Consider the following 26,286-nt stretch of genomic DNA (forward strand, 5'->3'; position numbering starts at 1 on the left):
GCCATTGCGGCTCGGCCGGCCAAACCGGGGTGACGGCGGCGCCGTCGGCGGGCCGCCGCCCCTCCCCGGCCTGCCCACTGCTCGCCCACCGACCGAACCCGAGCGTCGTCCCACTCGCTGCGGACTCAGCCCCACTCGCTCGCGGGAGACGCCCCACTGAGAGGACGACCGAGCGGGGACCGATCCCGCACTCGGCACCCGTCCGCGAGGCGGGGGCGCCGCACCGATCGGGCCGCAGGGGCGGGGACGCGCTCCACGAGCGCACATTCGTCGGATAGGAGGCTGGCCGTGTCTCCCGTCTCCCGGCCACTCCACCACTCCACCCCCGGCGCCAGTTTTCCCCCAACAGCCCGCAGGCCGGCCGCGGCCGGGCCACGAATGGCCGACCGCGAACGGGCGGCCGGCGAACCGACGCGGTCGATCGGCGCAGCGGCGTCGGCCGGCAGAGCGCGAATCGCCCGACGCAGCCCCGGCAGCACCCCGCCCCGGTGTCGCGCCGGCCACACCCGCCCGCCGAGTGCGGCCGTTGCGGCCGGAAGCCCCATTGCGGCCACAAATTTCGGGCGACTGTGGTGGCGTACGGGTAAGGGAGTCCATCCAGGGTTTCGACGGCCTGCCGCGTCGACGCGACCGACCGAACACCGTCCGGAGTCTCGGCCTGAAGGCGCTGCCCCAACGGCGCAATCTCCGAACGGCTCGATCTCCGAACGGCACCGTCGTTCCACAGCACGGTCTTCGAAGACGACATCGCTCGAAGACGGCACTGTCCGAACGACGGCCGATCGGCCGCAGCGCGATCGCGGCGAGGGACCGACCGGCCGGCTTGGCGCTCATGGCGCCGCGCTGTCGTCGTGCCGCCGGGGGGCGGCGCCGAATCTGGATGAGAGCGGCCGCCCGGTCGCTCGACAAGGGGGAACGAAGGCCGTGGATCAAGGCAGGCCGCGCGGGCCGTATCGGCCGGGACCGAGTCCCGCCGCCATCGATCTCGGCAACGAGCCGCCGCTGTCGGTGGACGGCGAGGTCGGCGAGCTCGACCGTCGCCGCATCTCGGTCCAATGGTTCAGCGGCACCATCCTGACAGGCCTGTGCGGCGCCGCCCTGATGGGGGGCGCGGTGTTCGCCGCTCTCGACGGGGAAGCCAATTTCGCCGCGAGCCCCGAGCGATTCGAGGCCGGCCTGCGCGGCACCCTCGGCACTCAGGGTGAGCGCACCGCCAGCCGCAAGGGCGACCGCCTGCCGACCGCCAGCGAGACGGTGGCGGCCCGTCACGTCATCCGGGTGTCCACGACGGCCCGGATCGGCGACCGCGAGATGGTGCGGGTGCGCCCCTATGTCCGGGTCGGCGCCAACCTGTCGCTGTCGCTCAGCGAGGCCGCCGGCACGATCCCGCCGTTCAATCCGCAGAAGCTGATCGCCGAGCCGGGCGCCGCCACCGCATCGACCGACGACGGCGCCGCCGCGCCCGACGCCGAGGTCACCTACGTGACCCGCGATCTCGGCAGCGTGCTGCCGCGCGCCAAGATCGCCGTCACGGTGCCGCTCGACGAGGTGCTGGGCCGCGTCCGCGAGGCCGCCAACTGGACCGGCGCCGGCTCGACCCGCTACGCCTCCGCGGATCTCACCGGCACCCGCCTCGCCTATGCGGTGGAGGGCGCGATCGACCCCTATGCCGGCTTCGAGGCGCGGATCGTTCCAGAGAACATCACGCTGCTGCCCAAGACGGCGAGCCAGACGACCGGCGGCAGCACCGCCAACGAGCGCATCGTCCCCGTCAAGAAAGGCGACACGGTCGCCTCGATGCTGCGCGAGCTCGGCGCCACCGCCGAGGAGATCCGGGCGATCGCCGCCCTGCTCGGCCCGCGCGGCCGCGACGCCCTGCGCGAGGGCCAGAAGCTGCGCGTCCTGCTGTCGCCCGCACCCGGCGGCCGCAGCCAGCCGGCCCGGGTGATGCTGATCGGCGAGACCGCCATCGAGGCGGTGGTCGCCCTGTCGGACCTCGGCAAGTATGTGGCCGTCGACGTCCAGAGCGCCATGACCCAGCAGGTCAGCGAGCCGGACGACGAGGAAGACGACGGCACCGGCGTCCGCCTGTATCAGAGCCTCTACGATACCGCACTGCGCAACAACATTCCGCGCCCCGTCATCGAAGATCTGATCCGCATCTACTCGTACGACGTCGATTTCCAGCGCCGGGCGCAGGCCGGGGACTCGTTTGAGGTGGTCTATGCGGGCGAGGACGACACCGCCGGGAAGGATACGGCGGGACGTTCGGAAATCCTCTATGCCGGCCTGGTGGTCGGCGGCGAGACCAAGAAGTACTACCGCTTCCAAACATCCGACGACGGCGTCGTCGACTACTACGACGAGACCGGCAAGAGCGCGAAGAAGTTCCTGGTCCGCAAGCCGGTCGCCACCGGCATCATGCGCTCGGGCTTCGGCTCCCGCCACCACCCGATCCTCGGCTACACCAAGATGCACACCGGCGTGGACTGGTCGGCCCCGATGGGAACGCCGATCTTCGCCTCCGGTCACGGCACCATCGAGAAGGTCGGCTGGGAATCCGGCTACGGCAAGTACATCCGCATCCGCCACGCCAACGGCTACGAGACCGCCTACGGCCACATGACCGCCTATGCGCGCGGCATGGAGATCGGCACCCGGGTGCGGCAGGGCCAGGTGATCGGCTTCATCGGCTCCACCGGCCTCTCGACCGGCGCCCATCTGCACTACGAGATCCTGGTCAACGGCCGCTTCGTCGACCCGATGCGGGTGCGCCTGCCGCGCGGCCGGGTGCTCGACGGCCCGACCCTCGTCGGCTTCGAGCGCGAGCGCGACCGGATCAACGGCATGATGGGTCAGACGCCTGCGCGTGTGGCGCAATCCAGCCGCTCGTGACTTCTCCGTAAATTATCGGACGCCGCCCCACCCGAAACGTGATCATGCTCGCGCGCTCTACCACCATAGGGTGGAGCGTTCCGAGCCCGTGCCGGGCTGCCCCCGTCCCCGGGCCTGCGAACCGCGTGTGTATCGCGGTGCACTCCTCGCGATAGACACGCGATTTCACTTCGCTTCGTCCATCGCCGCCCAACCGTAAGGGGGGAGACCTTGCAGCGCGCCTTCGATCCCGTCGACGAAGTCCTTCCGGCACCTCGTCTCGTCACCCTCGGCCTCCAGCATGTCCTCGTGATGTATGCCGGCGCCGTCGCGGTGCCGCTCATCATCGGCCGCGCCCTCAAGCTGCCGCCCGAGGACGTCGCCTTTCTGATCAGCGCCGACCTGTTCGCCTGCGGCATCGTCACGCTGGTGCAGTGCGTCGGCTTCCCCGGCGTCGGCATCCGGCTGCCCGTCATGATGGGCGTCACCTTCGCGGCGGTCGGCCCGATGCTGTCGATGGCCGCCTCGCCGGACATCGGCCTGCTCGGCATCTACGGCTCGGTCATCGCGGCCGGCGTGTTCGGCATCATCGTGGCGCCGTTCATCAGCCGGCTGTTGCCGTTGTTTCCGCCCGTGGTGACCGGCTGCATCATCCTGATCATCGGCATCTCGCTGATGCGCGTCGGCATCAACTGGGCCGGCGGCGGGCTGCCCACCATCACCAAGGTGGTCGATGGCGTGCCCGGGGCGTTCCCGAACCCGAACTACGCCCAGATGGAAGGTCTCGCCATCGCCCTCTTCGTGCTGCTGATCGTGCTCACGCTGGTGCGCTGGGGCAAGGGCTTCGTCTCCAACATCGCGGTCCTGCTCGGCATCGTGGCGGGCTCGGGGCTGGCCGCCTTCCTCGGCAAGATGCACTTCGCCAAGGTGGCCTCGGCCCCCTGGTTCGACCTGGTGCTGCCGTTCCACTTCGGCATGCCGCAGTTCCACATCGTCCCGATCGTCACGATGTGCATCGTGATGATCGTGGTGATGATCGAGTCGCTCGGCATGTTCCTGGCGCTCGGCGAGATGACCGGCCGCAAGGTCGACCAGAAGGCGATCGCCCGCGGCCTGCGCGCCGACGGCGTCGGCACGCTGGTGGGCGGCATCTTCAACACCTTCCCGTACACCTCGTTCTCGCAGAATGTCGGCCTGGTCGGCGTCACCGGCGTGCGGTCGCGCTGGGTCACGGCGGCGGGCGGCGTCATCCTGCTGCTGCTCGGCCTCGCACCGAAGATGTCGGCGCTGGTCGAGGCGGTGCCGCAGGTGGTGCTGGGCGGCGCCGGCATCGTGATGTTCGGCATGGTGGCGGCCACCGGCATCCGCATCCTCGGCGGCGTCGACTTCAAGACCAACCGCTTCAATCCGTTCATCGTCGCGCTGGCGGTCGGCTTCGGCATGATCCCGCTGGTGGCGCCGAACTTCTTCAAGGTGCTGCCGCACGCCCTGCATCCGCTGCTCGAGTCCGGCATCCTGCTCACCGCCATCGTGTCGGTGATCCTCAACGCCTTCTTCAACGGCATCGGCTCGGCCGAGAAGGCGGAGCATGACGCAGCCGACACGGCAGCCGCCGCCGAGCACGTCTGATCGCCTCCCGGGCGCCGCACCGCGGCGCCGCGGGAGCCACCACGAAAAACGGCCGGCCGAGGCATCTCGGCCGGCCGTTTCGTTGTCGCAACCCGATGCTGAAGCTCGACATCGGCGCCACGGGCGGACGGCGCGACACGACGCCGCCGCCGCTCACGCGGCCCGGGCCACCACCTCGCCGTTGAAGGCGAGGCCGGACTTGCCGGCCGTCACCGTGACGGTCTCCTCGTCCTTGACCTTGCCGGACAGGATCAGCTCGGCGAGCGGGTCTTGCAGCGCCTTCTGGATCACCCGCTTGAGCGGCCGCGCCCCATAGGCCGGGTCCCAGCCCTTGTCGGCCAGCCATTCCCGCGCCTTGGGCTCCAGCACCAGCCGGATCTTGCGCTCGTCCAACAGCTTCTGGAGCCGGCCGAGCTGGATCTCGACGATCCGCCCCATCTCGTCCCGCTTGAGCCGGTGGAACAGGATGATCTCGTCGATCCGGTTGAGGAACTCGGGCCGGAACGAGGCCCGCACCACCGCCATCACCTGATCCTTGACGGCGTCGCTGTCCTCGCCCTCCGGCTGATCGACCAGGAACTGCGAGCCGAGATTCGACGTCATCACGATCAGGGTGTTGCGGAAGTCGACCGTGCGCCCCTGCCCGTCGGTGAGCCGGCCGTCGTCGAGCACCTGCAACAGAACGTTGAAGACGTCCGGGTGCGCCTTCTCGATCTCGTCGAACAGGATCACCTGATAGGGCCGCCGCCGCACCGCCTCGGTCAGCGCCCCGCCCTCCTCGTAGCCGACATAACCGGGCGGCGCGCCGATCAGCCGGGCGACCGAGTGCTTCTCCATGTATTCCGACATGTCGATGCGCACCATCGCCTGCTCGTCGTCGAACAGGAACTCGGCGAGCGCCTTGGTCAGCTCGGTCTTGCCGACGCCGGTAGGGCCGAGGAACATGAACGAGCCGATCGGCCGGTTGGGGTCCTGAAGGCCGGCACGCGCGCGGCGCACCGCGGTCGACACCGCCCGCACCGCCTCGGCCTGGCCGACCACGCGGCGAGCCAGCCCCTCCTCCATCTTGAGAAGCTTCTCCTTCTCGCCCTCCAACATCCTGTCGACCGGAACCCCGGTCCAGCGCGACACCACCTGGGCGACGTGATCGGCCGTGACCGCCTCCTCGACCATGGCGCCCTTGCCGTCGGCGGCCTCGGAGGCGGCGAGCTTCTTCTCGATCTCCGGAATGCGGCCATAGGCCAGCTCGCCGGCCTTCTGGTACTCGCCGCGGCGCTGCGCGTTGGCGAGCTCCACCCGGAGCTGATCCAGCTCGGTCTTGAGCTTCTGGGCGTCGGAGAGCTTCTCCTTCTCGGCCTTCCAGCGCGCCGTCAGCTCGGCCGAACGCTGCTCCAGCGCCGCCAGCTCGGTCTCCAATCCGCCGAGCCGCGACCGCGAGCCCGGGTCGTGCTCCTTCTTCAAGGCTTCCTGCTCGATCTTGAGCCGGACGATCTCGCGATCGATGGAGTCGAGCTCCTCGGGCTTGGAATCGACCTGCATCTTCAGCCGCGCCGCCGCCTCGTCGACAAGGTCGATCGCCTTGTCGGGCAGGAAGCGGTCGGTGATGTAGCGGTTCGACAGCGTCGAGGCCGCGACGATCGCCGCATCGGTGATGCGAACGCCGTGATGCGCCTCGTACTTCTCCTTGAGGCCGCGCAGGATCGAGATGGTGTCCTCGACGGTCGGCTCGGAGACGAACACCGGCTGGAAGCGGCGGGCGAGCGCCGCGTCCTTCTCGACGTGCTTCTTGTACTCGTCGAGCGTGGTGGCGCCGATGCAGTGCAGCTCGCCGCGGGCGAGCGCCGGCTTCAGCAGGTTGGAGGCGTCCATGGCGCCGTCCGCCTTGCCGGCACCGACCAGGGTGTGCATCTCGTCGATGAACAGGACGATGCCGCCGTCCGAGGAGGTCACCTCCTGGAGCACGGCCTTCAGCCGCTCCTCGAACTCGCCGCGGTACTTGGCGCCGGCGATCAGCGCGCCCATGTCGAGCGCCAGCAGCTTCTTGTCGGCGAGGCTCTCCGGCACGTCGCCGTTGACGATGCGCTGCGCCAGCCCCTCGACGATGGCGGTCTTGCCGACGCCGGGCTCGCCGATCAGCACCGGGTTGTTCTTGGTGCGCCGCGACAGGACCTGAATGGTGCGGCGGATCTCCTCGTCGCGGCCGATCACCGGATCGATCTTGCCGTCGCGCGCCGCCTGGGTCAGGTCGCGGGCGTACTTCTTCAGGGCATCGTAGGCGTTCTCGGCGGAGGCCGAGTCGGCGGTGCGGCCCTTGCGCAGCGTCTCGATGGCGGCGTTGAGGTTCTGCGGCGTGACGCCGGCAGCGGCGAGCGCCCGGCCGGCCTCGGAATCCTTCTCGATGGCCAGCGCCAGGAGCAGCCGCTCGACCGTGACGAAACTGTCCTTCGCCTTCTCGGCCGCCTTCTCGGCGGTGTCGAACACCCGCGCCAGCGCCGGATCGATGTAGAGCTGGCCGGCGCCCGAGCCGGCGACCTTCGGGCGCTTCTTGAGCGCCGTCTCGACCGCGGTCGCCACCTGGCGGGCATTGCCGCCGGCGCGCTGGATCAGCCCGGAGGCGAGGCCCTCGGGGTCGTCGATCAGCACCTTCAGGAGGTGCTCGGGGGCGAACTGCTGGTGCCCTTCACGAAGCGCAAGGGCTTGCGCGGATTGAACGAATCCGCGCGACCGATCGGTGTATTTGTCGAAGTTCATCACTCGTCTCCCTCGGCCTGGCCGCCCGCCCCGCAGGCACGCGGCGGCCATCGTCACAGGGGCGCGCTCGGCGCGCCGTTGCGTCACAGGGGCGCGCTCAGCGCGCCAGTGCGTACACACCGGCGCGCTGGGCGCGCCGGTGTGTCAACCCGGCGCGGCCCGGAACGGCGCCACGCCTGTCGTGAGAAATGTGGGAATGCCGCCCCGCCCGCGGTAGGGGAGGCGGGCCACCCGGCGACGCTCAATTCGAGAGGCCGGGCAGCCGTTCGCGGACGGCAATTGCCCCGCCGCCGTCCGGATGTTAGCGGGACGCCGGCCGCCCCAGGGCGGCGACGGAGGGCGGCATGCTGGTTCTGGTGGTCGGCGCCGGGGTGGTCGGGCTCGCGGTGGCGCGGGCGGCGGCGCTGTCGGGTCACGAGGTGATCGTCGCCGAAGCGGCGGGCGCCATCGGCACCGGCACCTCGTCGCGCAACAGCGAGGTGATTCACGCCGGCATCTACTACCCGCCGGGATCGCTGCGGGCGCGCCACTGCGTGCCTGGCCGGCGGATGCTGTACGCCTATGCCGAGAGCCATGGAATACCGCACCGCAAATGCAGCAAGCTGCTGGTCGCCACCCGCGACGCCGAGGTCGCCAAGATCGAGGCGCTGGTCGCCCAGGCGCGGGTGAACGGCGTCGAGGGCATGACGATGCTAGACGCCGCCGCGGCGAAGGGGCTGGAGCCGGCGCTCGCCTGCGTCGCCGCCGCGCTGTCGCCGGAAACCGGCATCGTCGACAGCCACCGGCTGATGCTGGCGCTCCAAGGCGACATCGAGGACGCCGGCGGCGCCCTCGCGTTCCACACCCCGGTCGTCGGGCTCGCGCCCGGCCCGGAGGGCTGGACGGTGCGCCATGGCGGCGCGGAGCCTGGCACCCTGACGGTCGACGCCGTGGTCAACGCCGCCGGCCTCGGCGCCCAGCGGCTCGCCGCCGCGACCGAGGGCTATCCGCCGGCCCGGGTGCCGCGGCTCGTCCTCGCCAAGGGCAACTACTTCCAGTATGCGGGCCGCCCGGTGTTCTCGCGGCTGATCTACCCGGCCCCGGTCGAAGGCGGGCTCGGCACCCACGTGACCCTCGACCTGGCCAGCCGCATGCGGTTCGGTCCCGACGTGGAGTGGATCGAGACCGAGGGCTACGAGGTCGACCCGCGCCGCGCCGATGCCTTCTATGCCAGCATCCGGACCTACTTCCCCGGCCTGCCGGACGGCTCGCTGATGCCCGACTATTGCGGCATTCGCCCCAAGCTCACCGGCCCCGGCGAGCCGGCCGCCGACTTCCTGATCGAGGGTCCGGCCGAGCACGGCCTGCCCGGCCTGGTTCACCTGTTCGGGATCGAGTCGCCCGGCCTCACCAGTGCGCTGTCGCTCGCCGACGACGTCGTGGCGCGGCTCCGGTGAGGCGTCGTTCCGCGCGCCGCGCCCGGGACAGAGCCCGTCAGAAGTAGCGCAGCCAGACGTAGACGTGGGCGATCGCGATCGACACCAGCATCATCGGGAAGCCGTACAGCGTGTAGGTGACGAAGCGGAACGGCACGCCGTTGCGCTCGCCGAGCCCGGCCACGATCAGGTTGGCGGAGGCGCCGATCAAGCTGCCGTTGCCGCCGAGGCAGGCGCCGAGCGCCAGGCACCACCACAGCGGCTGGATGGCATCCGCCCCGCCATAGGCCGGCGCCATGCTCTTGATGAGCGGGATCATGGTGGCGACGAACGGGATGTTGTCGACGATCGCCGACAGCACCGCCGAGGCCCACAGGATGGCGTAGCCGGCGGTCGCCATGTCGCCGCCGGTGGCATCGACCAGATCCTTGGCGAGCAGCGCCAGCAGGCCGCCGACCTCGACCCCGTGGACCACGATGAACAGGCCGACGAAGAAGAAGATGGTGATCCACTCGACATCGCCGAAGGTGCGGTGGACGTTCTCGGACTGCTTCTCGGCATGGTGCTGCCAGTTGTCGAGCAACATCAGCACGGCGGCGCCGCCGATCGCGATGGTGGCCGGCTCGAGATGCAGCGGCCGCGCCAGCACGAAGCCGACGATGACGGCGCCGAGCACCGCCAGCGACTGGCGCAGCAGCACCGGGTCCTCGATGGCGGCGCGCTCGTCCATGCCCATCACCAGCGCCTGGCGGGCCGGGGTGGTCTTCAGGCTACGGCCCCACAGCAGGTGGATCATCACGAGCTGCACCGCCATGATCACCACGATGATCGGCGCGAGGTGAATCAGGAAGGCGTTGAAGTCGAGGCCGGCGAGCGAGCCGATCAGGATGTTGGGCGGATCGCCGATCAGGGTCGCGGTGCCGCCGATGTTGGAGGCGAACACCTCGGCGAACAGGTACGGATAGGGCGGCACGTCCAGCTCGCGCACGATCGCGATGGTCACCGGCACCACGAGCAGCACGGTGGTGACGTTGTCGAGGAAGGCCGACAGCACCGCGGTGGTGATCTGCAAGAGAAGCAGAATGCCGGCCGGGCTCGCCTTGGCGCGCTTGGCGGCCCATACGGCGAGATACTGGAACATGCCCGAGCGGCGCGAGATCGACACCAGGATCATCATGCCCGTAAGGAGCCCGATGGTGTTCCAGTCGACGCCCTTCAGGGCCTCGTGCTGATCGAGCACGCCGACGAGGATCATCACGGCGGCGCCGATCAGCGCCACGATCGCTCGGTTCAGCTTGTCCCAGATGATCACCGCGTAGGTGAGCGCCAGCACCACGGTGGAGACCGCCATCGGATCGAGCCCGAACCAGACGTTCGGAACGAAGCCGTGATCCATTTGCCCATCCCCCTCTCGGCGACGCCGACCGCATCCTCGGGACCGGGTCGCGATGCCGGCCCGCGCGCCATGCGATGCCGCCGGCACGCTCCGAGACGGGTGGATTCAAGTCAAGCGAACAAGCCCTTACGCGAAGGCATCGACAGGGCAGCCATGCGGAAGGCGAGCGGCAGCCGAGTCTTGCGACCGCGTCGCCGCCGCGCCGAGCGGATGTCCCGAGCTCGACAGGGCGGGGGGGCCCCGGTAAAGCCTCCGTAACCTCGCCGGCGCCATATTGCGCTGCATTTTAACGGCCGGGACCGCCGACCGGCGGCACGGAGGGGCATCGATGAGGTTGCGCGGCGGCGTCTGGACGGTCCTGCTCGGCGTCTGCCTGGCCGCGGCGGGCTGTGCCGGCATGCGCAACGTGCCCGCAAACCTGCCGACCGCTGCCCCCGTGGTGGGTGACGCCGAGGGCATCGGCGACTTCCTGGCCGACGACGACGTCATGCTGGGCCTCGCCTTCTCGGGCGGCGGCACGCGGGCGGCAGCGTTCTCGTTCGGCGTGCTCAAGCAGCTCGCCCGGATGCCGCTCCCCTACGAGGGGCGTCCGCTCACCATGATCGACCGCGTCGACATCGTCACCGGCGTGTCGGGCGGCTCGGTCACCGCCGCCTATTTCGGCCTCCGCCGCCGGGCCGCTCTCGACGACTTCCGCGAACGTTTCCTGGTGCGGGACGCCGAAGCGGCGCTCAACACCGCGGTGTCGTTCGGCAACATCGCCCGCGCCTTCGGCGGCGGCGTCAACGGTGACGTGCCGCTGCGGCGCTGGCTCGACGCCAATCTGTTCGGCGGCGCCACCTTCGGCAACTTGCTGGCCAACCAGCGTCCGCATGTGGTGATCAACGCGAGCGATCTCTACAACCGCACGCCCTTCGTGTTCACGCCCGCCACCTTCGCGGCGCTGTGCAGCGACATTTCGAGCTATCCGCTCTCGGCCGCGGTGGCGGCGTCTGCGGCGGTGCCGCTCGCCTTCGCGCCGGTGGTGCTGGCGACCTATCCGGAGAGCTGCAAGACGCCGCTGCCGCCCTGGGTGGTGCGCGCCCGCGACGACCCCGAGGCGAGCCCGATGGTGAAGGCAGTGGCGCGCGGCCTGACCCGCTACCGCGACGGCGCGATGCGCTACGTCAAGCTGGTCGACGGCGGCGTCGTCGACAATTTCGGGCTGTCGAGCTTCACGGTGGTGCGCGAGGCCGCGCAGACGCCCTACGGTCCGCTGACGCCGGCGCACGGCGTCAAGCTGCGGCGCATCCTGTTCATCGTGGTCGATTCCGAGCAGGCCGTGGAAGGCGACTGGGTCAGCACGCTGGACGGGCCGAGCGGCGTCGAGCTGATCACCGCCTCCGCCAATGCGGCGCTCGCGTCGAGCGTGTGGTCGAGCTACAGCGCCTTCCAGCTCAGCCTGCGCAAATGGCGCGACGACCTGGTGCGCTGGCGATGCAGCCTGTCGGCCGGCGAGGTGGCGCGCCTGCGCGGCTCGACGGCCGGCTGGAACTGCCGCGACGTCGAGGGCTTCATCGGCCGCGTCGCCTTCGACCAGCTCGAGCCGGAGCGCGCCGCGATGCTGAACGCGGTGCCGACCCGCTTCCGCCTGCCGCCCGAGCAGGTCGACGCGCTGATCGAGGCCGGCGGCGACGCCGTCGCCCGCCATCCGTCGGTGCGCGCCTTCCTCAAGAGCCTCGGCGCCCCGGCTCCGATCTCCCGCACCGTGGCGGCGGCCGAGCCGGTCACGCCGGCGACGCCGGTGCCAGCGGCACCGTAAGCAGAGCGCGCCGCCAGCTCAGTGCGCCTCGTCCCAGTTGTCGGCGCCGCGGGCGTCGACATGCAGCGGCACCGAGAGCGCCACCGCCGGCATCGGCGCCTCCTCCATCACCCGCCGGACCACCGGAAGGGTCTGCTCGACCTCGCTCTCCGGCACCTCGAACACCAGCTCGTCGTGGACCTGGAGCAGCATGCGGGCCGACAGCTTCGCCTTCTCCAAGGCCGGCTCCATGCGCACCATGGCGCGGCGGATGATGTCGGCGGCCGAGCCTTGCAGGCGCGCATTGATGGCGGCGCGCTCGTTGAAGGCCCGCAGCGACGGATTCGAAGCGCCGATGTCGGGGTAATGGCATTTGCGCCCGAACAGCGTCTCGACATAGCCGTGCGTGCGGCAGAACAGCTTGGTGGCCTCCATGTAGTCGCGGATGCCGGGGAAGCGCTCGAAATAGCGCTTGATGTAGGCGCCCGCCTCCTCGCGCGGAATGCCGAGCTGGTTGGCGAGGCCAAACGCCGAGATGCCGTAGATGATGCCGAAGTTGATCGCCTTGGCGCGCCGGCGCACCTCGGCCGGCATGTCCTTCACGGGCACGCCGAACATCTCCGACGCCGTCATCGCGTGGATGTCGAGGCCGTCGCGGAACGCCGCCTTGAGCACCGGGATGTCGGCGATCTCGGCGAGCAATCGCAGCTCGATCTGCGAGTAGTCGGCCGACACCAGCTTGGTTCCCGGCTGCGCCACGAAGGCGCGGCGGATCTTGCGGCCCTCCTCGGTGCGGATCGGAATGTTCTGCAAGTTCGGATCGGCCGAGGAGAGACGCCCGGTGGTGGTGGCGGCGAGCGCGAAGGTGGTGTGGACGCGACCCGTCTCCAGATTGACGAAGGTCGGCAGCAGGTCCGTGTAGGTCGATTTCAGCTTGGTGAGCTGGCGCCATTCGAGCAGCTTGACCGGCAGCGCGTGGCCCTGCTCGGCCAGCTCGTCGAGCACCGAGGCGGAGGTCGACCACGCGCCCGTCTTGGTCTTCTTGCCGCCCGACAGGCCGAGCTTGCCGAACAGGATGTCGCCGATCTGCTTGGGGCTGCCGAGATTGAACGGCTCGCCGGCGAGCGTCTGCACCTCGGCCTCGAGCGCCGCCGCCTTCTGGGCCAGCTCGCCGGACAGCCGCGACAGCATCGCGCGGTCGATGGCGATGCCGCGCCGCTCCATCCGCATCAGCACCGGCACCAGCGGCCGCTCCAGCGTCTCGTAGACGGTGCGCATCCGCTCGGCGACGAGGCGCGCTTCGAGCAGCCGCCACAACCGCAGCGCCATGTCGGCCTGCTCGGCGCAATACGGGCAGGCACGATCGATCTCCAGCCGCTCGAACGGCACCTGGGCCTTGCCCTTGCCGGCGATGTCGACGAGAGCCAGCGCCTCGTGGCCGAAATGCCGGTGCGCCAGATCGGCGAGCCCGTGCGGCGCGACGCCGGCATCGAGCACGTAGGACATCAGCTGCACGTCGTCGAGCGACGCGAGCGCGATGCCGTGGCGGACCACGGCGTGCAGGTCGGCCTTGAGATCGTGGCCGATCTTGAGGACGGCGGGGCTCTCCAGCATGGGCCGCAGCAGCGCCAGCGCGGCATCGCGATCGACCTGCCCGGGCGTGAGACCGCCGCCGGCGAGGAGATCGTCGCCGCGACGATGGCCGAGCGGCACGTAGCAGGCGCGCCCGGGCGCGAGCGCCAGCGCGACACCGATGATCTCGGCCCGCATCGGATCGGGCGAGTCGGTGACGATGTCGATCCCCACGAGATGCTGATCGGTCGCCTGTGCGATCCAGCGGCCGAGTGTCGCGAGATCCGACACGGTCTCGTAGCCGGCGCGATCGAACTTCTGGCGCGCCAGCTCGTCGCGGCGGGCGGTGGCCCGCTCCTGCGGCGTCACCACCACGTCCAGGGCGCCGGCTGGCCGCACGGCCGGCTTCGGGCGGGTGTCGTCGAGCCCGAGGCCGAGCTGCGCCGAGGCGCCGGCCCGGCGCGGTGCGGGCTCCGGCGCCGCCGCGGCAGCATCGTCGGCCTCCGCCGAGTCCGCTGCCGGCGCGCCGGTGGCCCGCAGGGCCGGATCGGCCTCGATGTCGTTGGGATCGACCGCCAGCGCCTCGGCGACGCGGCGCGTCAGGGTCGAGAACTCCATCGCCTTGAGGAAGGCGATCAGCTTCTTCGCGTCGCGGCCGTCGAGCAGCAGGTCGTCGAGCGGGCAGACGAGATCCACTTGGTCGTCGAGCAGCACCAGCCGGCGCGACATCCGCGCCGTCTCGGCATGCTCGACCAGCGCCTGACGGCGCTTCTCCTGCTTGATCTCGGCGGCGCGCGCCAGCAGCGTGTCGAGGTCGCCGTACTCGCCGATGAGCTGCGCCGCCGTCTTGACGCCGATGCCGGGAACGCCCGGCACGTTGTCGGTCGGGTCGCCGATCAGCGCCTGCACGTCCGGCACCTTCTCGGGCGGCACGCCGAACTTGGCGATCACCTCGTCACGGCCGATGCGGCGCTCGTTGCCGGGCATCGGGTCGTACATGACCACGCCGTCGCGCACGAGCTGCATCAGGTCCTTGTCGCCGGCCACGATGGTGATGTCGGCGCCGGCCGCGCGGGCGACGCGCGCATAGGTGGCGATCAGGTCGTCGGCCTCGAAGCCCTCCTGCTCGACCGGGATCAGGCCGAAGGCGCGCACCGCGTCGCGCATCAGCGGGAACTGCGGGATCAGCTCGTCGGGCGGCTCCGGCCGGTGGCCCTTGTAGTCGGTGTAGATCTCGTTCCGGAAGCTCTTGCCGGAGTGGTCGAACACCACCGCCAGATGGGTCGGGCTGACACCGTCGAGCCCCTCGCGCAGAATCTTCCACATCATGTTGCAGAAGGTCAGCACGCCGCCGATCGGCAGGCCGTCCGAGCGGGTGAACGAGCGGCCCCGGCTCTGCGCCGCCTTGAACATGGCGAAGTAGGCGCGGAACACGAAGGACGACCCGTCGATGAGAAAGACGTGGTCGCCCGGTCGGAGCGGGCGGGCGAGCGGTTCGGCGGACATTCTCGGCTCGGCGTTGGTGAGCGGGATCGATGATCGGGGCCGGTGGTCGGCGCGGCGCACTATACACGGCCGCGACGCCGCGCCAGTGCCGGCCTACACGATCCAGGCGCCGCGCGCCGACAGCAGCTCGCGCAGCACCGCGCGATGGCAGCGGGTCTCGTCCTCGCAATAGCAGCCGATCGACACCGCGGCATGATGGGACAGCGCCGCGAAGAGATCGAGCAGCCGGCGCGCCGTCGGCTCGTTCATCTCGGCCCGGAAGGCGCGCGTGAATGCCTTCCAGTCGGCCGGAGTCGCTGCCGCATGGGCGGTCGCCACCAGGTCCGGGCTCGGTGACAGCTCCGGCAGCCAGACGTCGAACCAGTCGTCGGCCGCCCAGCGATCCTTGCGCACACCGCGCGGGGGCCGCCGCACGGTACCGATCCGCAGCCCTTCGTCGGGCGCCCGCGGCGTGCCGAGACGGACGATGCGCAGCGGCATGGGCTCCTCGCGTGAGCGGTGAGTGTCGCCGTTCTACTCGGCCGGCTGCAACCGCGGGGCGCGGCGCGGCGCGATATGGGCCCAGTCGGGCCGCTCGAACAGGATCGACAGGCGGGTGCCACGCACCGCCCACCAGATCGCCAGCGCCCCGGCGATACCGGCGAGCGTCACGATCACCGACATCGTCCCGACATCGGCGATCACCCCGGTCTTCAGCAGCGCGATGCGGGTCGCCGCCATCGGCAGGAAGAAGGCGAGGTAGATGACGATCGAGTGCTCGCCGCAGAAGCGCACTGGATCGAACAGGCGCGTCTTCGCCATTAGGACCGACAGCACGATCACGGCGCCGGCCCCCGCAAAGCCGAGGGCGAGGGAGACGAGCGGCAGCTCGGCATAGCCGCCGAACACCAGCGCCCCGTTGATCACCGCCCAGGCCAGGAGGCCGGCCGCGGCGGCGAGCGGCCGCGCCGCGGCCGTCTCGGCCAGGCCGAACACCCGGGTGGCGAGAAGATAGCCGGTATAGAAGTACACGAAGCGCGCCGCGAACTCGTCGATCGCGGTCCAGCCGGTGTGGATCGGGGCGATCTCCAGCGCAGCGGCGACCAGCCACACCAAGAGCGGCGGGACGCGGAGCTGCCGCGCCGCCTTCGTCAGCACGAAGAACACTGGCAAGAGGTAGATGAACCACAGCGTGCCGAACGGCTCGATCAGCGCCAGCAGCCACTGGCCCGGCACCCCGGCCCAACCGTGCTCGGCCGCCAGCACCGGCGCCTTGACGACGAGCTGGATGGTCATCCACAGCAGGTAGAAGTAGGCGAAGTGGACCACCTTGCGGTCCGTGTAGGTGCGCCAGTCGCGGTCGATCACGCGCGCCAGGAACAGCCCCGAGATCAGGAAGAAGTCGGGCATCCGGAACGGCTTGGCGAAGGCCACCACGACATGCAGGAAGCCTTCGCGGCCGGCTGCCGCCTCGACCCCGAAGGTCGAGTGCAGCATCACCACCATGATGATGCAGAGGCCCTTGGCGGTGTCGACCCAATCGACCCGGCCGGCGTCGGTCCGAAGGGTGTCGGTCCGGCTGGCGTCGATCCGGGCGGTCTCGGTGGTGGGGGTTGCCATCGTCCGTCCCAGCTTGTTTCTGGCGTCTCGCGCGGGGCACCTGTCCCGGAACAGGCCAAGTGTGGTTACGCCTCCGTAAATTGGGGCAAGAACCGGGCCTTTCCGCAAGGGTGGGCTCGATTTGGAGTTAATGTCCAGCCCGCGCGGCTGCACAGGACCGTGATGACGAGTGTTTCGCGCTTCGACGCCCCGCTGCCGATCGACGAGGCCCTGCCGGCCCTGACGGCGGCGCTCGCCACTCGCGACGCGGCCGTGCTGGTCGCCCCGCCGGGCGCCGGCAAGACCACCCGGGTGCCGCTGGTGCTGGCCGGGGAGCCGTGGGCGGCGGGCCGCAAGATCCTGGTGCTGGAGCCGCGCCGCCTCGCCGCCCGCGCCGCCGCCGCCCGCATGGCGACGACGCTCGGCGAGAGCGTCGGCGAGACGGTCGGCTACCGCGTCCGCTTCGGCTCGAAGATCTCGGGCAAGACCCGTATCGAGGTGGTCACCGAGGGCGTGTTCACCCGCATGATCCTCGAAGACCCCACCCTCGACGGGATGGCGGCGGTGCTGTTCGACGAGTTTCACGAGCGCTCGCTCGACGCCGATCTCGGCCTGGCGCTCGCCCGCGACACCCAGCAGGGCTTTCGCGAGGACCTGAGGCTCCTGGTGATGTCGGCCACCATCGACGGCGCCCGCATCGCCAAGCATCTCGACGACGCCCCGGTGATCGCGAGCGAAGGCCGCGCCTTCCCGGTCGAGACCCGCCATCTGCCGCGCGATCCCGCCCGGCACCTGGAGCCGCAGGTGGCCGACGCGGTGCTGCGGGCGCTGCGGGCCGAGCCGGGCTCGATCCTCGTCTTCCTGCCGGGTGCCGGGGAGATCCGCCGCACCGAAAGCCTCCTCGCCGAAAAGCTCGCCGATCCGGCCGTCGACGTGGTGCCGCTCTACGGGGCACTCGATGCCGACGTGCAGGACCGCGCGGTGGCACCGGCCCCGCCGGGCCGCCGCAAGGTGGTGCTGGCGACCTCGATCGCCGAGACCTCGCTGACCATCGAGGGGGTGCGGGTGGTGATCGATTCGGGCCTCGCCCGGGTGCCGCGCCACGAGCCCGACCTCGCCCTGACCCGGCTGGAGACCGTCCGGGTGTCGCGGGCCGCCGCCGACCAACGGCGCGGCCGCGCCGGCCGCACCGAGCCGGGCGTCTGCTACCGGCTGTGGGACGAGCGCGAGACCGCCTCGCTCGAACCCTTCGTGCAGCCCGAGATCCTCGCCGCCGATCTCGCCGGCTTCGTGCTCGATCTCGCCCACTGGGGCGTCGGCGACCCCGCCAAGCTCCTGTTCCTCGATCCGCCCCCCGCCCCGGCGCTCGCCGAGGCACGGGCGCTGCTCGGCCAGCTCGGGGCGCTCGATCCGGACGGCCGCATCACCGATGTGGGCCAGCGCCTGCGCGTGCTGCCGCTCCCGCCGCGGCTCGCCCGGATGGTGCTGGCGGCGGCCGGGCTCGGCGCCGCGCCGCTCGCCGCCGACATCGCCGCGGTGCTGACCGAGCGCGGCCTCGGCGGCACCGATGTCGACCTCCGCCACCGGGTCGAGGGCCTGCGGCGCGACCGCTCGCGCCGCGCCGAGGAGGCGCGCCGGATGGCGGCGCGCTGGGCCGAGATCGCGGCCGCCGGCCGCCGCGCCGGCGGCGATCTCGGGCTGCCCGCCAACGCCCGCCTGCCGAAGGACGACGGCGCCGTCGGCGCCCTGCTGGCGCTCGCCTATCCGGACCGCGTCGCCAAGGCGCGCGGCGGCGGCAGCGGTGCCGTGCTGATGGCCAATGGCCGCGGCGCCTCGGTCGATCCCGCCTCGCCGCTCGCCCGCGCCCCCTATCTGGCGGTCGCCGATCTCGCCGGCAGCGCCGCCAATGCCCGGGTGCTGCTCGCCGCGCCGCTCGCCGCCGAGGTGATTGAGGCACTGTTCGCCGACCGCATCGTCGAGACCGACGAGGTGACGTTCGATGCCGCCGCCGCGTCGCTGCGCGGCCGCTTCGCCCGCCGCCTCGGGGCGATCGCGCTGGCCGAGCGGCCGGTCCGCATCGTCCCCGACGCGAGCACCGCGCGGACGCTCGCCGAGGGCATCGGCACGCTCGGCCTCGATCGCCTGCCGTGGTCGGCGGCGCTCTCCCAGTGGCGCGACCGGGTCGTCTTCCTGCACCGCCACGAAGGGGACGGCTCGGGCGACGAATGGCCCGACCTCTCGGATGCCGCCCTCGCGGCCACCATCGGCGACTGGCTCGCCCCGGCGCTCGCCGGCAAGACGGCACTGTCGGACCTCGGCGCCGACGCGCTGTCCCAGGCGCTGCACGCGCTGCTGCCGTGGAACCTGCGCCGAAAGCTCGATCACGAGGCGCCGACCCATTTCGACGCCCCCTCGGGCTCGCGCCTGCCGATCGACTATGCCGACCCGGAGGGGCCGCGGCTCGCCGTCCGGGTCCAGGAGATGTTCGGGCTCGACCAGCACCCGACGGTCGCCGGCGGCCGGGTGCCGCTGATCGTCGAGCTCTTGTCACCGGCGCAGCGGCCCGTGCAGATCACCCGCGACCTGCCGGCCTTCTGGCGCGGCTCCTACGCGGATGTCCGCACCGACCTGCGCGGCCGCTACCCCAAGCACCCGTGGCCGGACGACCCGCTGGCCGCCCCGGCGACCCGCCGGGCGAAGCCGCGCGGCACCTGACCGGGCCGCCGATGCGGCCGAGACCGGCCGTAGCAGCCCGGATTTGACGGCCCGCACGTCTCCCCTTACATCCTCGCCGCCATGGCCCTGCGCGACATCCTCCTTCTCCCCGACAAGCGGCTCCGTCTGGTGTCCGAGCCGGTGACGACCGTCGACGACGAGATCCGCACCCTCGTGGCCGACATGTTCGAGACCATGTACGACGCCCCCGGCATCGGCCTCGCCGCCATCCAGGTCGGGGTGGCGAAGCGCGTCGTCACCATGGACATCTCGCGCAAGGACGAGGAGAAGCGGCCGCGCGTCTTCATCAATCCAGAGATCGTCTGGTCGTCGGACGAGACCAATGTCTACGAGGAAGGCTGCCTGTCGATCCCGGAGGTCCACGAGGACGTCGAACGGCCCGAGCGGGTCCGGGTGCGCTGGACCGACCTCGACGGGCAGGCGCACGAGGAAATGGCGGACGGCCTGTTCGCCACCTGCATCCAGCACGAGATCGACCATCTGAACGGCGTCCTGTTCATCGATCACATCTCGCGCCTGAAGCGCCACTTCATCACCAAGAAGTTCACCAAGCTGGCGGCCCGCCGCGCCGCCGAGTAGCGCGGCCGCAGCGCACTGCGCGCTCAGCCTTCGCGCCGCAGCATCAGCCGCTCCTTGTGGCCGAAGCCCCGGCTGTTGTCGATCAGCACCACGTCGTCGGGATCGAGCCGATAGACGGCGACCTGCGCGAACGCGGACCGCAGCGCCTCGGGCGCGCGGGCCAGCTCCTTCAGGAATGGATAGCGCTCGGCCAGCGCGGCACGCAGCCGCTGCGCCTCGGCCGCATCGTCGACCCGGGCGGCGCGGCCGTGCATCTGCACGCCGCGCACCGCGGCGTGCTCCGCCGTGTCGGGTGCGACCGTCGCCGCGACGGCCGGATTCGACGCGATGTCCAGCGAATGGCGAGAGCCCGCATCGGACACCCAGACGAGCCCCAGCCCGTCGCGCACATAGAACAGATTCGCCGCATGTGGCCCGTTCGGGCCGGCGGTCGCCAGCGACATCACGTGTTGCGTATCGAGAAAGGCAGCCACGCGCGCGTGAAGCTGATCCGGCATGGGGATTTCACTGTTCTTCGGGCTATAGGGGTTCGTTATAATCGAGCAGCACGCGGGATAAGAGGTTCCGGCCACCCAGACAAGGGGACGTTGCGATGAGCATTGCCGAGACCGACCGCGCCCAGCCTACCATCGACCCGCTGGGCGGCGCATTCCAATGGGACGACCCGTTTCACCTCGACGACCAGCTCACCGCCGACGAGCGGATGATTCGTGATGCCGCCCGGGCCTATGCGCAGGAGCGGCTCCAGCCGCGGGTGATCGACGACTACCTCAACGAGCGCACCGACCGGGCGATCTTCCGCGAGATGGGCGAGCTCGGCCTGCTCGGCGTCACCCTGCCGGAGGACTTCGGCGGGGCCGGGGCGAGCTATGTGGGCTACGGCCTGGTGTCGCGCGAGCTGGACCGCGTCGATTCGGGCTTCCGCACCATCATCACCGTGCAGTCGTCGCTGGTCTCCCATCCGATCTTCCATTACGGCAGCGACCGCCAACGCGCCACCCTGCTGCCCAAGCTGGTGAGCGGCGAGATCGTCGGCGCCTTCGGGCTGACCGAACCGGACGCCGGCTCCGACCCGGCCGGCATGCGCACCCGCGCCGACCGGGTGACCGGCGGCTGGCGGCTGACCGGCTCCAAGATCTGGATCACCCACGCGCCGATCGCCGACCTCATTCTAGTGTGGGCGCGCTCCGTCGCCGAGGACGGGCTGCTGCGCGCCTTCCTGGTGGAGCGCGGCGCGGCCGGGCTCTCGACCCCGCCGATCGGCGGCAAGCTGGCGCTGCGCACCTCGATCACCGGCGAGGTGGTCATGGACGGCGTGTTCGTGCCCGACGACGCGGTGCTGCCCGGCACCTCCGGCATGGCGGGCGCCACCCGCTGCCTGTCGCCGTCGCGCTACGGCATCGCGTTCGGGGTGATGGGCGCCGCCGAGGATTGCTGGATGCGCACCCGCGACTACGTGCTGGATCGCACCCAGTTCGGCCGGCCGCTCGCCGCCACCCAGCTGGTGCAGAAGAAGCTCGCCGACATGCAGACCGAGATCGCCCTCGGCCTGCAAGGCGCGCTGCGCCTCGGCCGCCTCTTGGACGAGGGCCGCGCCACCGCCGAGCTGGTCTCGCTGATGAAGCGCAACAACTGCGGCAAGGCGCTCGACGTCGCCCGCACGGCGCGCGACATGCACGGCGGCAACGGCATCCAGATCGAATACCACGTCATGCGGCACGCCCAGAACCTCGAGGCGGTGAACACCTACGAGGGCACGCACGACATCCACGCCCTGGTCATCGGCCGGGCGCAGACCGGCATCAAGGCGTTCGCCTGACGCGACGACCACCACGCACGGGGAGACAGCATGGACAAGTTGACTTTCGGACTCACCATGATGGTGGTGGGCATCGGGGGGACGTTTCTGACCCTCGCGATCCTCATCTGGTCGATCCAGATCCTCAAGAAGCTCTTTCCGCTCTCGGCCGAGGACGGAAACAAGTCCAACCGCGGCTAGAGGGGGAGTCCCGCGATGACGGAAGGAATTTTCGAGGGCCTCCTGGGCCTCACGGCCGGCCTTCAGATGCTGTTCACGATCGCCGGCCTGAAGAACATGGTGATGCTGCTGATCGGCGGCACCCTGATCTATCTCGGCGTCAAGAAGGACGTCGAGCCGCTGCTCCTCGTGCCGATCGGCTTCGGCTGCCTGCTCGTCAACATCCCGGGCAGCGAGCTGATGCACCAGGGCATCGACATCGGTGCCAAGCAGGTGCTCGACGCCATGGGGCCCGCGGCCCCCGAGGCGCTCCAGCAGATGGCCAAGGACGACACCGGGTTCCTCCGCAGCATCTACAACATGGGCATCGCCAACGAGCTGTTCCCGCTGCTGATCTTCATCGGCATCGGGGCGATGACCGATTTCGGCCCGCTGCTGGAGAACCCCAAGATCCTGCTGTTCGGCGCCGCCGGCCAGTGCGGCATCTTCCTGACGCTGCTGCTGGCGCTCGCCATCGGCTTCCCACATCTCCAGGCCGTGTCGATCGCGGTGATCGGCGCCTGTGACGGCCCGACCGCCATCTACGTCGCGTCGCAATACGCGCCCGAGCTGCTCGGCCCGATCTCGGTCGCCGCCTACTCCTACATGGCGCTCGTCCCGATCATTCAGCCGCCGATCATGAAGGCGCTGACCACCGAGAAGGAGCGGGCCACCCCGATGCCGGCGGTGAAACGCAGCGTGTCGCCCACCACCAAGCTCCTGTTCCCGATCGTCGTCACCGTCGTGACCGGCCTGATCGCGCCCAAGGGCCTGCCCCTGATGGGCGCCATCATGCTCGGCAACTTCATGCGCGAGTGCGGCGCCGTCACCCGCCTCACCAAGGCGTCCGAGAACGAGATCGCCAACATCGCGACCCTGTTCCTCGGCGTCGCCATCGGCGCCACCATGGGGGCCGAGGCGTTCCTCAAGCCGACCACGCTGGCGATCTTCGCGCTCGGCTTCATCGCCATCTGTCTCGACACCGTGGTCGGCGTGGCGTTCGGCAAGATCTGGTACACGCTGTCGGGCGGCAAGATGAACCCGCTGATCGGCGCCGCCGGCATCTCGGCCTTCCCGATGGCGGCCCGCGTCGTGCAGGCGCAGGGCCAGCGCTACAACAAGCAGAACTTCCTGCTGATGCACGCCATGGGAGCCAACTGCGGCGGCCAGATCGGCTCGGTCGCGGCGGCCGCCGTGATGCTCTCGGTGCTCAAGGGCCTCGGCCTGATCTGAGATGAGCCCACAGGGCGCCGCCACGGCGGCGCCCTGTATCGGCCGGCCCCGCCCCGACGGCCGGACCGCCGGGACCTGATACGACATCGTGCAGGCTGCGGCAGGATTCAGAGCCCGTTTGGAAACTCCGACGGACTCTCAGACCAGCGGTCGCTTGGTCAGGAAGGCCCACAAGTTGGCGGGGGTGCGCGGCACGCGCTTCCTCACCACCGGCGGTGGCTCCGGCGGCAACTGGAGTTCGGCCCCGAAGACAGCGAACAGTCGGCGCGCCGCCAGCGCAGCCGGGGGCGGCCGCTCGCCGGGATCGCTGAGCAGGCTCGCCAGCGGCGCCGGCACGTCGGGGCCGATCGCCAGCACGCCGAGGCCGGAGCAGTGCTCGAAGGTCAACGTCCGGTGCCGGCCGCACAGCTCGTCCCACAGGCGCCACACGCCGAACCGCGGGCGCCGCTCCGCGACATCGTGAAACAGCACGACCGCATTGGGCGCCAGCTTGGGCAGCCAGGTCTCGAAGTCGTGCCGCACCGCCTCGTAGGTGTGGCTGCCGTCGATGTGGAGCAGGTCGACGGTGCCGTCCGCAACCTCGTCCAGCGCCTCGTCGAAGGTCATCCGTAGCAGCCGCGCCAGACCGCCATACTGCTCTTCGCAGTGGGCCTTCAGGCCGAGATACAGGTGCTCGGGATACGACCCGGTGAACTCGTCGCCCTGCCAGGTGTCGACCGCCACCGCCTGGCGGGCACGCTCGCAGCGCGCCATCGCCTGGAGGAAGGCGCAGAACGAGACGCCACTGTAGGTGCCGAGCTCCACCAGGGTCGCAGGCCGGAGCACCGAGATCAGCCACAGCGCGAACGGAACATGGCCCGACCACGCCGACATCCGGTACCACCGCGGCGTCTCGGCCACGATGGAGACCAGGTCCCACACGGATGCCATGTCCTGCCCGGCGAGGGCAGGCTTGTCGGACCAGGGCGCGGCTGTCGTGGCCGGCATCGTATCACCCATCGGCTTGCTCGGGCGGGTCGGCTCGTCCTGATCGAGCACCGAACGTTCCGCCTCGAATTGGCGATCCGGCACCATAGAGCACGGCGTCCGGGGCCGTCGATCCAGCATCCGGTGGACCGACGGTCAGAACTGCGCGCAGGCCATACGGGTGAGGACCAGCACCGAGCGCTGATCGAAGCGGCGCTTGTAGGCATCCACGATGGCGGCGACGCGCGCTTCGCGCGAGGCCCCCGCCGTCGCCCGGTCACCTCCTGTCGCCGGCGTCACCAGCACCACCACCTTGGTGGCCTCGCGGACGACTCGCGCCGCCCCGTCGCGCCACTGGCCACGGCCGTCGAGCACCGTCAGCCCGTCCGGAAAGCGCGGCGTGATCTCGCGCGCCAGGAAGCGCTCCCACGCGGCGTCGCTCACCACCCGCCGGCCGCCGCGGCTGCGCCCGAGATAAAGCTCGGTGACGACGGCCGCCACCGCGCCCGCCGCGCATTCGGCTGCTCCGGCCAGCGCCGCCGGAAGCACCGGCTCGGCCCGCCCCTCTGTGGTCGCCGTCACGACGAGAGCCAGCGCCAGAAAGAGCAGCCCAGAGCGAACAGACGCGAACCGGGAAAAAAGAAAGGCACGGCCCCGACGGGGCCGTGCCTCGGACGATGTCATGGCGACCGATGTCTCGCGCCGGCGCAAGCGAGTGGTCAGCCCAGCGCCTTCACGATCTCCTCGGTCATCTTCTTGGCGTCGCCGAGCAGCATCATGGTGTTGTCGCGATAGAACAGCGTGTTGTCGATGCCGGCGTAGCCCGAGGCGAGCGACCGCTTGGAGAACATCACGGTGCCGGCCTTCCACACCTGGAGGACGGGCATGCCGAAGATCGGCGACTTGGGGTCTTCCTCGGCGGCCGGGTTGGTGACGTCGTTGGCGCCGATCACGAAGGCCACGTCGGCCTGCGAGAACTCCGAGTTGATGTCCTCCAGCTCGAACACCTCGTCGTAGGGCACGTTCGCCTCGGCAAGCAGCACGTTCATGTGGCCGGGCATGCGGCCGGCGACGGGGTGAATCGCGTACTTCACCTCGACGCCCTCGGCCTTCAGCTTGTCGGCCAGCTCGCGCAGCGCGTGCTGGGCCTGAGCCACCGCCATGCCGTAGCCCGGCACGATGATGACCTTGCCGGAGTTCTTCATGATGAAGCCGGCGTCGTCGGCCGAGCCGAGCTTGACCGGGCGCGCCTCGGCGCCCGCCGCCGGTCCCGCCACCTCGCCGCCGAAGCCGCCGAGGATGACCGAGATGAACGAGCGGTTCATGCCCTTGCACATGATGTAGGACAGGATCGCGCCCGAGGAGCCGACCAGCGCGCCGGTGATGATCAGCGCCGAGTTGCCGAGCGTGAAGCCGATGCCGGCGGCCGCCCAGCCCGAGTAGGAGTTCAGCATCGAGATGACGACCGGCATGTCGGCGCCGCCGATCGGGATGATGATCAGGACGCCGAACAGGAACGACGCCAGCGTCAGCGCCCAGAATGCCGTGTAGCTCTCGGTCCGCGCGAACACCACGATCAGGGCGACGATCGCCAAGAACAGCGCGATGTTGATGACGTGGCGGCCCGGCAGCATGATAGGCGCGCCGCTCATCTGGCCCGACAGCTTGGCGAAGGCGATCACCGAGCCGGTGAACGTGATGGCGCCGATGGCCACACCGAGCGACATCTCGATCAGGCTGGCGCCGTGGATCTGGCCCACCGTGCCGATGTCGAAGGCCGCCGGAGCATAGAGCGCGCCGGCAGCGACCAGCACCGCCGCCATGCCGACCAGCGAGTGGAAGGCGGCGACCAACTCCGGCATCATGGTCATCGGCACCCGACGGGCGATGACGGCGCCGATGCCGCCGCCGATCGCGATGCCGAGCACCACCAGAATCCAGGCGCCGGTGCCGGCCGGCGGATGCGCCGCCAGCGTCGTGCCGACGGCGATCAGCATGCCGATCATGCCGAACATGTTGCCGCGCCGGCTCGACTCAGGGCTCGACAGCCCGCGCAGGGCCAGGATGAACAGCACTCCTGCAACCAGGTACAGAAGCGCGGCGATATTCGCGTTCATGTCACATCGTCCTCGTTCAGCGCAATGCGCGACCGCCGTCGATCAGGCGGAGCGAACGGCCGGAATGAGGAGGGTGCACGAGAAACCCCGCGGCGATCCGGCCCCCCTCGCCCGGATGCGCCGACCATGTCGGGTCG

At 70.5% G+C, this 26,286-nt stretch carries 18 protein-coding genes; 9 read left to right on the forward strand and 9 right to left on the reverse strand.

All coding sequences use genetic code 11. The features are described 5' to 3' along the window. Positions 1-924: 924 nt before the first annotated feature. Together ACFQUV_RS10995 and ACFQUV_RS11000 are read left to right on the forward strand one after the other, a co-directional pair. Entirely contained in the window at positions 925-2,895 is a 1,971-nt protein-coding gene (locus ACFQUV_RS10995) for a M23 family metallopeptidase (protein ID WP_244601547.1), read from the forward strand. Positions 2,896-3,105: 210 nt separating this feature from the next. After that, positions 3,106-4,503, forward strand: coding sequence for a nucleobase:cation symporter-2 family protein (locus ACFQUV_RS11000; RefSeq protein WP_129608735.1), 1,398 nt, complete (start codon positions 3,106-3,108; stop codon positions 4,501-4,503). A gap of 153 nt (positions 4,504-4,656) precedes the next feature. Here ACFQUV_RS11000 and clpB read toward each other — a convergent pair whose 3' ends face one another. Continuing rightward, the gene (gene clpB, locus ACFQUV_RS11005) at positions 4,657-7,254 is read right to left on the reverse strand and encodes an ATP-dependent chaperone ClpB (RefSeq protein WP_129608734.1); all 2,598 of its coding nucleotides are present in this window, start codon (positions 7,252-7,254) and stop codon (positions 4,657-4,659) included. 344 nt (positions 7,255-7,598) lie between these two features. Between clpB and ACFQUV_RS11010 the strand changes: the two genes are divergently transcribed. Beyond that, positions 7,599-8,690 (forward strand): NAD(P)/FAD-dependent oxidoreductase, encoded by a 1,092-nt coding sequence (locus ACFQUV_RS11010; protein ID WP_129608733.1) that lies wholly within the window; start codon positions 7,599-7,601, stop codon positions 8,688-8,690. A 37-nt stretch (positions 8,691-8,727) separates the two neighbouring features. On the opposite strand, the gene ACFQUV_RS11015 is transcribed toward ACFQUV_RS11010, so the two are convergent. Next, positions 8,728-10,065: an SLC13 family permease gene (locus tag ACFQUV_RS11015; RefSeq protein WP_129608732.1), complete on the reverse strand. Its 1,338-nt coding sequence runs from the start codon at positions 10,063-10,065 to the stop codon at positions 8,728-8,730. Between the two features lie 328 nt (positions 10,066-10,393). On the opposite strand from ACFQUV_RS11015, the gene ACFQUV_RS11020 reads away from it, so the two are divergent. Next, positions 10,394-11,866, forward strand: a complete 1,473-nt coding sequence (locus ACFQUV_RS11020; protein WP_129608731.1) for a patatin-like phospholipase family protein — start codon at positions 10,394-10,396, stop codon at positions 11,864-11,866. Positions 11,867-11,884: 18 nt separating this feature from the next. Here the strand turns inward: ACFQUV_RS11020 and polA are convergent, their stop codons facing one another. From polA to ACFQUV_RS11035, 3 genes are all read right to left on the reverse strand, one after another. Beyond that, positions 11,885-14,923, reverse strand: a complete 3,039-nt coding sequence (polA, locus tag ACFQUV_RS11025) for a DNA polymerase I (protein WP_129608730.1) — start codon at positions 14,921-14,923, stop codon at positions 11,885-11,887. Between the two features lie 93 nt (positions 14,924-15,016). After that, complete coding sequence (locus tag ACFQUV_RS11030; RefSeq protein ID WP_129608729.1) at positions 15,017-15,403, reverse strand: DUF488 domain-containing protein; 387 nt, start codon at positions 15,401-15,403, stop codon at positions 15,017-15,019. A 33-nt stretch (positions 15,404-15,436) separates the two neighbouring features. Then, complete coding sequence (locus ACFQUV_RS11035) at positions 15,437-16,522, reverse strand: acyltransferase family protein (RefSeq protein ID WP_129608728.1); 1,086 nt, start codon at positions 16,520-16,522, stop codon at positions 15,437-15,439. A 162-nt stretch (positions 16,523-16,684) separates the two neighbouring features. Here ACFQUV_RS11035 and hrpB point away from each other — a divergent pair, with 162 nt between their 5' ends. Next, a complete protein-coding gene (hrpB, locus tag ACFQUV_RS11040) occupies positions 16,685-19,216 on the forward strand; it encodes an ATP-dependent helicase HrpB (protein WP_129608727.1) in 2,532 nt (843 codons plus the stop codon). A gap of 81 nt (positions 19,217-19,297) precedes the next feature. Beyond that, a complete protein-coding gene (locus ACFQUV_RS11045; protein ID WP_129608726.1) occupies positions 19,298-19,816 on the forward strand; it encodes a peptide deformylase in 519 nt (172 codons plus the stop codon). Positions 19,817-19,839: 23 nt separating this feature from the next. On the opposite strand, the gene ACFQUV_RS11050 is transcribed toward ACFQUV_RS11045, so the two are convergent. Next, the gene (locus ACFQUV_RS11050) at positions 19,840-20,313 is read right to left on the reverse strand and encodes a pyridoxamine 5'-phosphate oxidase family protein (RefSeq protein ID WP_129608725.1); all 474 of its coding nucleotides are present in this window, start codon (positions 20,311-20,313) and stop codon (positions 19,840-19,842) included. A 95-nt stretch (positions 20,314-20,408) separates the two neighbouring features. Between ACFQUV_RS11050 and ACFQUV_RS11055 the strand changes: the two genes are divergently transcribed. Genes ACFQUV_RS11055 through ACFQUV_RS11065 form a run of 3 tightly spaced genes read left to right on the forward strand, consistent with a single transcriptional unit; the run spans position 20,409 to position 23,066 of the window. Beyond that, positions 20,409-21,635 (forward strand): acyl-CoA dehydrogenase, encoded by a 1,227-nt coding sequence (locus ACFQUV_RS11055; protein WP_129608724.1) that lies wholly within the window; start codon positions 20,409-20,411, stop codon positions 21,633-21,635. A gap of 30 nt (positions 21,636-21,665) precedes the next feature. Next, positions 21,666-21,815, forward strand: a complete 150-nt coding sequence (locus ACFQUV_RS11060) for an OadG family protein (protein WP_111388246.1) — start codon at positions 21,666-21,668, stop codon at positions 21,813-21,815. A gap of 15 nt (positions 21,816-21,830) precedes the next feature. Further along, a complete protein-coding gene (locus tag ACFQUV_RS11065) occupies positions 21,831-23,066 on the forward strand; it encodes a sodium ion-translocating decarboxylase subunit beta (RefSeq protein WP_129608723.1) in 1,236 nt (411 codons plus the stop codon). A 138-nt stretch (positions 23,067-23,204) separates the two neighbouring features. Here the strand turns inward: ACFQUV_RS11065 and ACFQUV_RS11070 are convergent, their stop codons facing one another. The 3 genes from ACFQUV_RS11070 to ACFQUV_RS11080 all read right to left on the reverse strand — a co-directional run bounded on the left by ACFQUV_RS11070 (position 23,205) and on the right by ACFQUV_RS11080 (position 26,149). Further along, positions 23,205-24,053, reverse strand: a complete 849-nt coding sequence (locus ACFQUV_RS11070) for a class I SAM-dependent methyltransferase (RefSeq protein ID WP_207211439.1) — start codon at positions 24,051-24,053, stop codon at positions 23,205-23,207. 135 nt (positions 24,054-24,188) lie between these two features. Next, complete coding sequence (locus ACFQUV_RS11075; RefSeq protein ID WP_165363849.1) at positions 24,189-24,614, reverse strand: DUF3574 domain-containing protein; 426 nt, start codon at positions 24,612-24,614, stop codon at positions 24,189-24,191. 137 nt (positions 24,615-24,751) lie between these two features. Beyond that, positions 24,752-26,149, reverse strand: coding sequence for an NAD(P)(+) transhydrogenase (Re/Si-specific) subunit beta (locus ACFQUV_RS11080; protein ID WP_129608720.1), 1,398 nt, complete (start codon positions 26,147-26,149; stop codon positions 24,752-24,754). Positions 26,150-26,286 lie beyond the last annotated feature (137 nt).

The sequence above is a fragment of the Rhodoplanes sp. P11 genome (genome assembly GCF_964266735.1).
In the GTDB taxonomy this organism is placed as follows: Bacteria; Pseudomonadota; Alphaproteobacteria; order Rhizobiales; family Xanthobacteraceae; genus Rhodoplanes; species Rhodoplanes serenus.

Bases quoted from the DNA above. Each gene is read 5' to 3' on its own strand.
- ACFQUV_RS11030 (WP_129608729.1), bottom strand. From the start codon at position 15,403: ATGCCGCTGCGCATCGTCCGTCTCGGCACGCCGCGGGCGCCCGACGAA.
- clpB (WP_129608734.1), bottom strand. From the start codon at position 7,254: ATGAACTTCGACAAATACACCGATCGGTCGCGCGGATTCGTTCAATCC.
- ACFQUV_RS11065 (WP_129608723.1), top strand. From the start codon at position 21,831: ATGACGGAAGGAATTTTCGAGGGCCTCCTGGGCCTCACGGCCGGCCTT.
- ACFQUV_RS11020 (WP_129608731.1), top strand. From the start codon at position 10,394: ATGAGGTTGCGCGGCGGCGTCTGGACGGTCCTGCTCGGCGTCTGCCTG.
- ACFQUV_RS11055 (WP_129608724.1), top strand. From the start codon at position 20,409: ATGAGCATTGCCGAGACCGACCGCGCCCAGCCTACCATCGACCCGCTG.
- ACFQUV_RS11045 (WP_129608726.1), top strand. From the start codon at position 19,298: ATGGCCCTGCGCGACATCCTCCTTCTCCCCGACAAGCGGCTCCGTCTG.
- polA (WP_129608730.1), bottom strand. From the start codon at position 14,923: ATGTCCGCCGAACCGCTCGCCCGCCCGCTCCGACCGGGCGACCACGTC.
- ACFQUV_RS11050 (WP_129608725.1), bottom strand. From the start codon at position 20,313: ATGCCGGATCAGCTTCACGCGCGCGTGGCTGCCTTTCTCGATACGCAA.
- ACFQUV_RS11010 (WP_129608733.1), top strand. From the start codon at position 7,599: ATGCTGGTTCTGGTGGTCGGCGCCGGGGTGGTCGGGCTCGCGGTGGCG.
- ACFQUV_RS11035 (WP_129608728.1), bottom strand. From the start codon at position 16,522: ATGGCAACCCCCACCACCGAGACCGCCCGGATCGACGCCAGCCGGACC.
- ACFQUV_RS11060 (WP_111388246.1), top strand. From the start codon at position 21,666: ATGGACAAGTTGACTTTCGGACTCACCATGATGGTGGTGGGCATCGGG.
- ACFQUV_RS11015 (WP_129608732.1), bottom strand. From the start codon at position 10,065: ATGGATCACGGCTTCGTTCCGAACGTCTGGTTCGGGCTCGATCCGATG.
- ACFQUV_RS11070 (WP_207211439.1), bottom strand. From the start codon at position 24,053: ATGCCGGCCACGACAGCCGCGCCCTGGTCCGACAAGCCTGCCCTCGCC.
- hrpB (WP_129608727.1), top strand. From the start codon at position 16,685: ATGACGAGTGTTTCGCGCTTCGACGCCCCGCTGCCGATCGACGAGGCC.
- ACFQUV_RS11080 (WP_129608720.1), bottom strand. From the start codon at position 26,149: ATGAACGCGAATATCGCCGCGCTTCTGTACCTGGTTGCAGGAGTGCTG.